Source organism: Micromonospora sp. NPDC047465 (genome assembly GCF_040643125.1).
In the GTDB taxonomy this organism is placed as follows: domain Bacteria; phylum Actinomycetota; class Actinomycetes; order Mycobacteriales; family Micromonosporaceae; genus Micromonospora.
The window spans coordinates 18,238-29,088 of sequence record NZ_JBEYTP010000061.1 but is presented as its reverse complement, the minus strand read 5'-3'; the positions used below and the strand labels follow the sequence as shown (position 1 = coordinate 29,088).

The window sequence follows — 10,851 nt, the reverse complement described above, 5'->3', positions numbered from 1 at the left end:
GACGGCCTCACCTGCGCCATGAAAGCACCGACGTCGGCGGGCGACCACCTCGATTTTCCCGCATGCGCGGCGCCCCGAAGGGACCCGAAAACAGCATGGGAATCGGGTTGATCTGTACCGTGAGTAGTTGTGCCGCCATGGGGATTGAACACGGAGCGTTCAGATCGCGGGTGGCCATCTGCCCTTGTTGGCCGATGCTGACCGCTGCATCGGGCACGCATGGGGCACGCCGACCGCTTCGACGGCTGCGGGCCGCCTCGCTGCCTCACGGCCCCTTCCTTGCAAAGGCGGCTCGGTGCCGTGGACGGTTACAAATCGCAGATACTGCATCACCGGTGTCAACCTTCTCGCCACGACCCGGGTCGTAGTGGATAGCCGAGATGAAGCGGGGGCCGGATGGCGGGCGATGACGACGGGTTTAGGGAGTTCGTCGATGCACGGTACATGGATCTGCTCCGCATCGCCTACCTGCTGACCGGCTCGGCACACGAAGCCGAGGACCTGCTCCAGGGCTCGTTGGTGAAGGTGATGCGTCGGTGGAAGCGGATTGACGACCCGGTGGCTTACCTGCGGCGGGTGATGGTCAACCAGCACATCAGCGTGTGGCGTCGATACCGGGCTCGGGAGGTGATAACCGCGTCGCCGCCGGACCGATCCTTGGGCGACGTGGCGGACGGTGTGGCCCAGCGCCATGCTCTCGATGCCGCGCTGCGGTCGCTGTCGCCCCGCACCCGGGCGGTGGTCGTGCTGCGATACGTGGCCGACGTGCCAGAGGCGGAGGTCGCCGCAACTCTCGGCTGCTCGGTCGGCACGGTGAAGAGTCAGGCGTCGCGTGGCCTGGCCCGACTGCGGGTCGCGCTGAGCCCGGTCGACCAGCCGGAAACGACAGTGGGGAGCGACACGTGACGATCGATGACCTGGTCGGGCGTGCCCTGACCGAGATGACGGAGGGCCTGCGGCCGCAACCCGATCCGTACAGCCGGGTGCGGGCCCGCCTCCAGCGCAGTCGACGCCGGACACGCGCCGCGGTGGGGCTGTGCATGGCGGCGGTGGTGTCGGCGACCGGTGCCACGGTCATCGGGCCTAGCCACGGCGGCGGCCCGCCGATGATCGAGCCCGAGCCGGGCTGGCAGACGATGCTCAGGTGGGCCGAACGGCTCGCGGACTCGCCGCCGCGCGGGGCGGTGGGCGCGGATCCCGCCTTCGTCGCCGACCTCGCGAACCGGATCTCGGAGCGGCAGCGAGCCGGGGCCTACCGCGTGAAGGCACCGGTACGTCAGGTAAAGGTGCTCTTCGTCGACGACATCGGCTCGCGGCGGATCGCCCTGGTAGCGTTCGCGCTCGCCCAGCCGGACTCGTCCACCCAGTGGCCCAACGCGCACGCGTGGTTCGTCGCCCCACGGGGGGCCAGCGCAGAGGTCCTCGCCGCGCCGCCCGACCAGGGTGAGGGCGACGGGCTGGAGCCGTTCATGAGCACCACGGTGCCCGGAGATGGTGTTGACCCGGTCGAGCCGATCTCGGTCGGGGTAGCCCCCGCCGGCTGCGAGTTTGCCACTGCCCCGCTGCCGGAGGCCACAGCGTGGCAGCCGGAGCCCACCGGCTCATACATCGTGCGTACGAAGCAGACCCAGCGCCCCGAGTGGTGGCAGATCACCTGTGACGGCGTCGTACGGGTATCCCAACCGGCTCCGGGCAGCCTCATCAGCGCCCGGGTCACCGATGCGCAACTGGAGAGCGCCGTCGGCACTGCCCGCGGGACCCTCGACCGGGAACAATCCCGGACCGCTATTTCGGCTCTGGCCGGCGGATACGGCTACGCGATCAAGGCCCTGCCGCAGGTTATCTGGAACGGCCGAACGGCCGGCACCGAAGCCGACTCCAACGGCTCGTTCGACGGTCGCGCCGTCGTCCTGGCCGCGCCGGCCGTCCACGGCGGGTGGCTGGGCGAGGTGCAAATCGTGTACGACCACGCGGATGGCCGCAGCGCGACCGGCACCGGGCAGTCCTTCACCACGGACACCGACCCGACCGATCCGTCGTCGATAGTCGCGGTGCGGCTCGGGCAGAACACCTCGACGGTGCTCGTCGTCACACCGGCCGACGCTGCCACGCTGCGGGCCGTCGGCCGCGGGGGCGAGGTGGTCGCCCGGACCCCGGTACGCGACGCCGGCGCGGTGATCAAGGTCGCCGACCCGGCCGGACTCACGATCGAGGCCCTGGATGCAAAGGGCGCCGTGATCGGGCGAGGCGAGATCGTCGAGCAGGGCGGTCGCATCGGCAGCGTGGACCGCTGGGGCGAACGGTGAGATTCAGTAACCACGAGCGCGTCGGACACAACCCGATTGCGCAGGCGAAATGGTCCTCGTCGGGCGTGCCCAGACGCTAAAGGACGTCTCGTAACTCGGTGAAGGCGTTGCCCGGCAACGGTGCTGGTGTCACCCGGCGAGGATGATGTTGTGGAGGTGGGCGATGCCGGAGGCGGTGTCGGTCATTGTGTGGGCGGCGCGGCGGTAGTCGCGCGGGATCTTGAAGCACTTCATGCGGGCCAGTGCGTGTTCGACGTGCGCTCGGGCGGTGCGGTGTTGCTTGTTCAGGTCGGTCTTCCAGTCGGGTAGCTCGCTGCCGTCGGCGGGTTTGCGGTACGGGATGATCACGTCGGGGTTGCCGCGGTAGGCGCCGTCGGCCATGACCGGCCGCCCGTCGAGTTTCTGCTGGATGCCGCTGGTGCGGTAGACGATGGTGTCGTTGCGGTTGCCGGGTTGCGGGTCGCCGAGGGCGACGACGAGGCGGGTGTGGGCGTCGATGGCGACCTGCAGGTTCGTGCTGTAGCGGTAGTTCTTGCTCGGGGCGGCCAGGCGGTGATCCCGGGTCGGGATCAGGGTGCCGTCGACGATGGTGATCTGGTCGACCCGACGTCGGCGGCCCGGCGCCAGGGCGAGCAGGGGGCCGAGGGTGTCGATGACCCGGTGAGCGGCGGAGTGCGACACCCCGAACAGCGGGCCGATCTGCCGCATCGTCAGGTTCGTGCGCCAGTACGCCGCTACCAGCAAAACTCGGTCGGCGAGGTCGAGAGACCACTGCCGTCCCGGACGACCGTCAGCGATGGCGTCACCGCCACGCTCGGCGACCAGCCGGACCAGCCTGCGGAACTGGGCGGGCTGCAGCCCGGTGAACGGAAAGATCCACTCCTGGCGGGCCGCCGAGATCACCTGCACCCCGCCATGATCCACCATGGACCGGTCACCGAGTTACCAGACGTCCCTTAGCGTGACCGCGCTGAGGGACGAGGACACCGCACTTGTGACACGTAGCTGAGGAGGAGACCCGTCATGACCCAGCAGGAAGCGGACGTCTACAAAGTCGTGCTCAACGACGAAGAGCAGTACTCCATCTGGCCTGCGCACCGGACGCCGCCGGATGGATGGCGCGAGGACGGCACCTCCGGCACGAAGGACGAGTGCCTGGCTCACATCGAAAACGTGTGGCAGGACATGCGGCCGCTGAACCTACGCCGGCACATGGGCAGCTAATCTCCTTCACCAGGGGCGGATGCGGAATGACGAGCGTGCGTACCTCGCCCGCCACCGTCAGCACGGGTTGCAGATCACCCCGAGCGGCTTCTGGGCGGCCAAGAAGCGTCCGCCGTCGAAGCGGCAGGTGCGCGATGCGCAGCTGGCGGAAGTCATCGGCCAAATTCACTCGGCGAACTACGGCGTCTACGGAGCTCGCAAGATCTGGCATGAACTGCGCCGCCATGGGCATCCGACGGCCCGGTGCACGGTCGAACGGTTGATGCGTGACGCCGGCCTGGCCGGTGCCGTGCGGGGCAAGAAGATCCGCACCACCACCGCCGATCCCGGGCATGAACGGGCCGCTGACCTGCTCAACCGGGACTTCACCGCTGCCCGGCCGAACCGGTGCTGGGTCGCGGACTTCACCTACGTCGCCGCCTTCTCCGGCGTCGTCTACGTCGCGTTCGTCGTCGACGTCTACTACAGGGCGATCGTGGGTTGGTCCGCGGCGACGAACAAGCGCACCCCGCTGGTCCTGGCAGCCCTGGACATGGGGCTGTGGCGCCGCGACCGCGCCGGCCAGCCGGTAGGGGCGGGACTGGTGCACCACAGCGATGCGGGCAGTCAGTACACGTCGTTTCGGTTCACCACCCACCTGCTCGACGCCGGTATCGACGCCTCGATCGGCAGCGTCGGTGACGCCCTGGACAACGCGTTGATGGAATCCACCATCGGCCTCTACAAGACCGAGCTGATCAAACCCCGAGGCCCGTGGCGCAGCCTCGCCCAGGTCGAACTGGCCACCGCCGAGTGGGTCGACTGGTACAACAACCAGCGCCTGCACTCCGTCATCGGGCACGTCCCACCCACCGAATACGAATCGATGTTCTACGCTCAACCCCAGCCCCATGAGGTGGTTGGAGTCAACAGCTGAGGTCTCCACAGAACCCGGGGCGGTTCAGGGCGTGCCCCGCGCCCGGCATTGACACCCCCGTACACCCGGGCCATGCTCGGCACGCAGCCACGTGGTCCCGAGGTCGTGGCAACGGTCCCATCACCGTGGCAAGCGACATTCAGCAGAGCCGGATCATTACGAGTGAGCTTCCGCTCGATGGCCGTCCGTTCGGACTCTGGTCACACATCGGATGGCCTGGAGCACGGGAGGAGCGAGAGTGGACCAGAGAGCAGGACGTCGGGATGGCCGCGCGTTGCACGTCGCCCGCCCACCCTTCGTCGAGCGCGACGGTGTGCTCGAGTCTCTGGTCTCGGCGGTCGACCAACCCACATTGGTCCTGCTGTCCGGCGAAGCCGGATTGGGCAAGTCGCGGTTGATCGCAGAGCTTGACGGCTCCACCCGAGTGCTGGTGGGTCGCTGCCACCGCCTTCGAGACCCGTTTCCGTTGGGGCCTTTCGTCCACGTGCTGCGGACCTTGTCAGCCCGTGGAGGGCTTCGTGACCTCCCCGCTCCAGCCGGGGCGCTGCGGCTTCTGGTGCCCGAACTGGCGCATTCCCTTCCCGCGCTGCCTGACGGCGCCCACGACCCCCGGGTGCTGCGCCATCTGATGTTCCGCGGCATCGAGGCGGCCCTGCGCGGGGCGGCCCCGACCGTGCTGGTGATCGAGGACGCGCACTGGATCGACGAGCAGACACTCGAGTTCCTCGAATTCCTGGTGAGCGATCCCCTTCCCGGCCTGTCGGTCGTGGTGACGTTCCGTGATGGGGAGGTGGATCCGGCGGTTCCCGCGCTCGCCACCCGAGCGGGCGAGTCGATGTCGGTCTCGCGGATCCCCCTGTCGCGGTGGGACGTCAGCGGCTGTGGCCAGCTCGCGGCCGCCATGTTGGGCCTCACGACGGTGACCCCGGAGTTCGCGGAACACCTGTGGCAGCGTTCCTCGGGCTTGCCGTTGGCCATCCGAGAGCTCCTCCGACTGCTCGTGGAACGTGGAACCATCGCCATGCATGACGGTGACTGGGTCCGGCGCAGCATCGATGAACTGGAGGTACCCGCGGGCATCCGAGATCCGGTGCTCGAGCGTGTCTCCCGGCTCACTCCAGAGGCCCAGGCCCTGGTCGAGGGTGCCGCTGTTCTTCAGGGGCCAGTCGACCGGGAGGTGCTGTCCGCGGTGTCGGGCATCCGCGGGCAGGCACTGACATGCGGCCTGCTCAAGGCAGAGACCTCAGGCCTTCTGGTCGAACACGAGGGCACCTACGAGGTATCGCACGTCCTGGCGGCCGAGGCGGTCTACAGCGGCTTGGCAACCGTGCGGCGGGAAGCCCTGCACGGCCGGGCAGCGTTGGCGTTGCGGTCGGCCCGGCCGTGTCCACTGGCACGGGTCGCCCACCACGAACGGGAGGCCGGCGTCCCCGGCTGGCCGGACACCGCGGAAGCCGCTGCCGACCAGGCACTGGCCGTGGGTGACGACGCGGGTGTCGTCGCCGCGCTCGAACCTGTGCTCTTGGAAGCGTCCGTGCCGCGGGAGCAGCGCGCGCGGGTGCTTCTTACCCTGTCGAGGGCCGCCATCTACACCCTCCGCGGCATCCGCCTCCTGAAGGTGTTCGAGGCGGAAGTGGCGCGCGATGACGGGTGCCTGACACCGGACATACGCGTCCGGGTGGCGAGCAACGCGAGCCAGCTGGCGAACAACCATCTCTGCGACGCCGCCCCTGGCGGTGCCTTGGGTTCGCTCGCGAGGCTGGAGGGCGTTTCTGACTCAGCCGGGCTCACGGCCGAGCTTATGGCCATCACGAGGTGGCTGCCGGGACGCTCGACCGCGGGGATCGGGGACGCCCTGACGGACATCGAACGGCGTATCCGGGTCGCGGCCCTGGACGACGATCGGCGGCAGCAGCTGGACATGATGGTCGACGAGGTACGACTGTTCGCGGGGGTCGCCGACCCGGTACGGCTCGCGAAGCGCGCGTTCGGGCCGCCCGACAGCCGCACGATGTTCGTTGGCCACACGAGCCTGGCCGAGGTTGCCGTGGCAACCGGCGACCTTCGGTTCGCGGTACGGCTGCTGGACCTGTGCGATGACGTGGACGACCCGAGGATCGTGCCGTTCACGCTTCGCGGGAGAGGCGTCACGATCCGGCTGCTTGTCGATTTCTTCCGTGGCAAGTGGTCGAACCTGATGGGGCCGACCGGTGTCCCACGGCGGTCCTCGGGCCCTGAACCCAGCGATCGCTTGGTGGAAGATGCCTGCTTGGCGGCGCTTTCCCTGGCCGTGAAGGGACCGACGGCCGCGGCCGTCGAACAGCTGGATCGGGTGCTGACGGTGACGGCCGCCGGTAGCCAGCACACCGTGCTCGCGCTGGCGCTCACGCCGCGGGTCCGCGCAGCACGGGCGACCCCCGAGCGGGGGCACGTGCCGGGTGTCGACCGCTTCCTCGCCGCAGTCCCTGATCGGGCGATCATCCCCTGCCTGTACCGAGCGCTGCCAGCGGTGACCACCCTGCTGCTCGCCGATCGGGAACGTGAGCGGGCGCAGCGGATGGTTGCCGCGTTTGCCACACGGGCGGAGCACATCCATGCCCCGCTGGCTCCCGCATCGCTCGGCTATGCCCGTGGTCTGCTTCTGCTGGACCGTGATCCCGGAAGCCAGGAGGCGATGGAGCTTCTCTGCGCGGCGGCGAACCAGTACGACCTCATCCCCATGCCCTACGAGGCAGCGCACGTACGGGAGACGGCCGCGCGGGCCCTCGCCGGCCATGATCCCTCCCGGGCCGAACACCTCATGGCGGCGGCGATCCGTACCTTCCAGGACCTCGGCGCATCATGGGACCTCGGCCGGACCCGTCACACCGCACGGGCTAACGGGTGGTCCGTCCCGGGTCTGGCACGGGTCGGCAGGCCAGCCTACGGAAACAGCTTGTCGCCGCGAGAGCGGGACGTCGCCGAACTCGCCGCGCAAGGGCTTACCAATGAGGAGATCGCCCAGCGGCTGTACGTGTCGGTGCACACGGTCCGAAAGCATGTCGCTGCCGCACTGCGAAAGCTCGGCGTCGACTCCCGGCGCCGGCTTGCCCAGCGGCTGGCGGCGACCGCGGACGCCTGACCGGCCGGGCTGTCCACATTCTTTGGGCCGGCTCGGCCCATGGTAGCCCCGATATCCGGACCCTAGCGTTCACGCATGGCCAGACGTCCAGCACCTCCCAGGGCTCGGAAGCCCGCCCTCCCTCCGCAACCGCCGGATGCCACGGGATGTCCGGCGGCTGCGGACCCGGCCGAGGAGAAGGCCCCAAGCACGGAACGCACGCGACCGCCCGAGGTGACGGGTGAACCGCCTACGGAGACCGGCGGCTGGGGTCCGGTGTGAACCGCTGAACGCACGGTTCCGCTGCTCGGAAACCCACCCGAAGGTCGGACGCTGGTACGTCGCCAACGGCCAGGAACCCTTTTCCAGAGAGAGGTCCCTATGCAAGCAGCACCATCATCGCGGCCCAGGAGAGCAGTCGCCGCGGCCATCCTCGTCGTCGGCATGCTGCTCTCCGCCGCGCCGGGCGCCTCCGCCGCCCCAGGATCGGCTGCGGGTGCACCTGCCGGGCAAGCGACCGGCAACCCCAAGATCGAGGACAAACTGCAGCGGAGGTTCGCAAGCGCGCCCGGCAAGGCACAGGACTTCTGGGTGACCTTCCGCCACCAGGCAGACCTGGCCGATGCCAGCCGGGTCGCAGATTGGGGTGACCGTGGTCGCGCGGTCGTGACGGCGCTGCGCAAGGCTGCCCACGACAGCCAGACCGGAACGCTGAACATGCTGCAGGCACGCGGCGTTGCCTACCGGTCCTACTGGATCTCCAACGCGGTGAAGGTGAACGGCGGCACGGCCGACCTTGCCACAGCGCTGGCCGCGCGCCCGGAGGTGACACAGGTACTGGCGCCGACGATCTACGCAACCCCGAAGCCCATCGACAAGACGACCGCCAGCGCCACCGCCGCGAACCTCGACTGGGGGCTCGCGAACATCAACGCCGATGATGTCTGGGCGTCCGGGATCGACGGCAACGGCATCGTCGTCGCCGATCTCGACACGGGTGTCGACTACCGTCACCCCGCGCTTGTCAACCAGTACCGCGGCAACAACCACGACGGCACGTTCACGCACGACTACAACTGGTTCGACGCGTCGGGTCGATGCACCGACGCACCCTGCGACGGCCACGGCCACGGCACACACGTCATGGGGACGATGGTCGGCGACGACCGCGCCGGGAACCGGATCGGGGTCGCTCCCGGCGCAACCTGGATCGCCGCCAACGGCTGCGACCCCTGCACCGCGGACAACCTCCTTACGGCCGGGCAGTGGCTGCTCGCGCCCACCCGGTCGAACGGCAGCGCGGCCGAGCCGTCCAAGCGCCCCAACGTCATCAACAACTCGTGGGGTAGCATGTCGCCGTCGGTCGACCCCTGGTTCGACGACCTCGCCGCAGCCTGGGACGCCGCGGGCATCTTCTCGGTCTGGTCCAACGGCAACATCGGCCCCGGCTGCGCGACCGCCGGCGCGCCCGGCTCAAGGACCGCGCGCTACTCGGTCGGCGCATACGACGCGAACGACACCATCGCCCCCTTCTCGTCCCGTGGCGCCGGCCAGGACGGCCTGATCAAGCCGGACATCTCCGCTCCCGGCGTCAACGTCCGCTCGGCCGCTGCCGGATCCACCGGCTACGTCGCCATGAGTGGTACCTCGATGGCCGCCCCCCACGTCGCTGGCGCGATCGCCCTCCTCTGGTCCGCATCGCCGAGCCTCGTCGGTGACATCCCGACCACACGCAACCTGCTCGACCTGACCGCCCGGGACACCGAGGATCTGCAGTGCGGCGGCACGCCTCAGGACAACAACGTCTATGGCGAGGGTCGGCTGGACGCGGCCGCCTTCCTGGCCAACCGGCAGGTCGGTACCGTGACCGGCACGGTGACGCAGGAGTCCGGGGGCCCGATCACCGGCGCGCAGCTCGTGCTGACAGGTGGGTCGTCCGAACACCCGATCCAGCGCACCGCCCAGACAGGCCCGGGCGGTACGTACCGGATCGGTATGCCGGCCGGCGCCTACAACGTGAAGGTCACGGCCTACGGCTTCGTCGGCGACGAAACGACCCTGACTATCACCGCGGACACCGCGACGACGCAGAACTTCACCCTGGCCACGGCGCCCATGGTCACCGTGTCCGGGCGGGTGACCGACGGGTCCGGTCACGGCTGGCCGGTGTACGCCGAACTGACCTTCCCGGGCTACCCCGCCAACCCGGTCTACTCCGACCCCATGACCGGGGAGTACAGCCTCCGGCTGCCCGCTGACGCCGACTACGACGTGACCGTCGACCCGGTCTACGACGGCTACCCCGCGACCCGGGAGACACTGAGCCTGGGCACGACAGATCGCCGCTTCGACCGGTCCGTCGAGATCGACACCCAGGCCTGCACGGCCCCGGGGTACGGGTGGAACGCGACGGAAGCCACCTTCACCGGATGGCAGGCCACGACCCCGCAGGACGGGTGGCAAGTCACCGGCAAGAGTGGGTCCTGGCGATTCGACAACCCCGCGCAGCGGCCCCAACCGGGGGCCGACAACCGGTTCGCGATCGCAGACCCCACCACCCTTGGCAACAAGGCCATCACCACGACCCTGACCTCGCCGGCCGTGGACCTCAGCGGCCAGACGAACCCGGAGCTGTCCTTCGACACCCGCTACCTCGGGACGGCGCGCCAGCAGGCGTCCGTCGAGTACTCCACGGACGGCAGTCGCTGGCAGACCGTGTGGTCAGCCGGAGGCGGGTCGGTGATCGGACGCCAGACGGTCTCGCTGGCGCAGATAGCCAACAGGCCCGAGGTGCGAATCCGGCTCACCTTCGCCGGCCCTGCGGGTGGCTACTGGGCCGTGGACAACCTCTTCATCGGCACACGCACCTGCGTGCTGCGCGCCGGCGGAATGCTCGTGGGCCAGGTGGCCGACGCTGCGGGCCAGGCGCTGCCCGGCGTGGAGATCCGCGTCGAAAGCAACACGCGTGACCACGCCGTCAGCCGGGAGTTCCCCGACGACGTCAACCTCGCCGGGCGCACCTGGTACTGGCTGTTCTCGCCAGTCAGGACCACACAGGCGACCGCCACGCGACCCGGGTACCGCGTCGTGGCCGCTGACGTGACGATCACTCGCGACCGCCTGATCCGACACGACTTCCAGCTCGAGCCCATCGCCTGACCCGACACGACTTCCAGCTCGAGCCCAACGCCTGACACCACGCGTCGTAGGCCGTGACCAGACAGGAGTACCACCCACCATGCGCTCCATACCGTTACCAGCTCGCCACGCCTCGCGGCGAACCGGCCCCCCGCACGCGCTGGGCC

7 protein-coding genes are annotated in these 10,851 nt (G+C 69.3%); 6 read left to right on the top strand and 1 reads right to left on the bottom strand.

Annotated elements, in window-relative coordinates; genetic code table 11:
- The first annotated feature begins 396 nt into the window (after window positions 1–396).
- Both ABZ793_RS31790 and ABZ793_RS31785 read left to right on the top strand, forming a co-directional pair.
- Entirely contained in the window at window positions 397–906 is a 510-nt protein-coding gene (locus tag ABZ793_RS31790; RefSeq protein ID WP_357464114.1) for a SigE family RNA polymerase sigma factor, read from the top strand.
- The gene (locus ABZ793_RS31785; RefSeq protein ID WP_357464111.1) at window positions 903–2,306 is read left to right on the top strand and encodes a hypothetical protein; all 1,404 of its coding nucleotides are present in this window, start codon (window positions 903–905) and stop codon (window positions 2,304–2,306) included. Before ABZ793_RS31790 ends, ABZ793_RS31785 begins: the two co-directional genes overlap by 4 nt.
- A gap of 129 nt (window positions 2,307–2,435) precedes the next feature.
- On the opposite strand, the gene ABZ793_RS31780 is transcribed toward ABZ793_RS31785, so the two are convergent.
- Window positions 2,436–3,215, bottom strand: a complete 780-nt coding sequence (locus ABZ793_RS31780; protein ID WP_357464108.1) for a transposase family protein — start codon at window positions 3,213–3,215, stop codon at window positions 2,436–2,438.
- Between the two features lie 114 nt (window positions 3,216–3,329).
- Between ABZ793_RS31780 and ABZ793_RS31775 the strand changes: the two genes are divergently transcribed.
- The 4 genes from ABZ793_RS31775 (at window position 3,330) to ABZ793_RS31760 (ending at window position 10,705) form a co-directional block, all read left to right on the top strand.
- Complete coding sequence (locus tag ABZ793_RS31775) at window positions 3,330–3,530, top strand: MbtH family protein (protein WP_357464105.1); 201 nt, start codon at window positions 3,330–3,332, stop codon at window positions 3,528–3,530.
- A gap of 19 nt (window positions 3,531–3,549) precedes the next feature.
- The gene (locus ABZ793_RS31770) at window positions 3,550–4,446 is read left to right on the top strand and encodes an IS3 family transposase (RefSeq protein WP_357464102.1); all 897 of its coding nucleotides are present in this window, start codon (window positions 3,550–3,552) and stop codon (window positions 4,444–4,446) included.
- A 238-nt stretch (window positions 4,447–4,684) separates the two neighbouring features.
- A complete protein-coding gene (locus tag ABZ793_RS31765) occupies window positions 4,685–7,567 on the top strand; it encodes an AAA family ATPase (protein WP_357464100.1) in 2,883 nt (960 codons plus the stop codon).
- A gap of 423 nt (window positions 7,568–7,990) precedes the next feature.
- On the top strand, window positions 7,991–10,705 hold the full coding sequence (locus tag ABZ793_RS31760; protein WP_357464097.1) for a S8 family serine peptidase: 2,715 nt from the start codon (window positions 7,991–7,993) through the stop codon (window positions 10,703–10,705).
- Window positions 10,706–10,851 lie beyond the last annotated feature (146 nt).

Coding starts and splice junctions, on each gene's coding strand:
- ABZ793_RS31790 (WP_357464114.1), top strand. CDS start 397: ATGGCGGGCGATGACGACGGGTTTAGGGAGTTCGTCGATGCACGGTAC.
- ABZ793_RS31775 (WP_357464105.1), top strand. CDS start 3,330: ATGACCCAGCAGGAAGCGGACGTCTACAAAGTCGTGCTCAACGACGAA.
- ABZ793_RS31770 (WP_357464102.1), top strand. CDS start 3,550: ATGCGGAATGACGAGCGTGCGTACCTCGCCCGCCACCGTCAGCACGGG.
- ABZ793_RS31760 (WP_357464097.1), top strand. CDS start 7,991: ATGCTGCTCTCCGCCGCGCCGGGCGCCTCCGCCGCCCCAGGATCGGCT.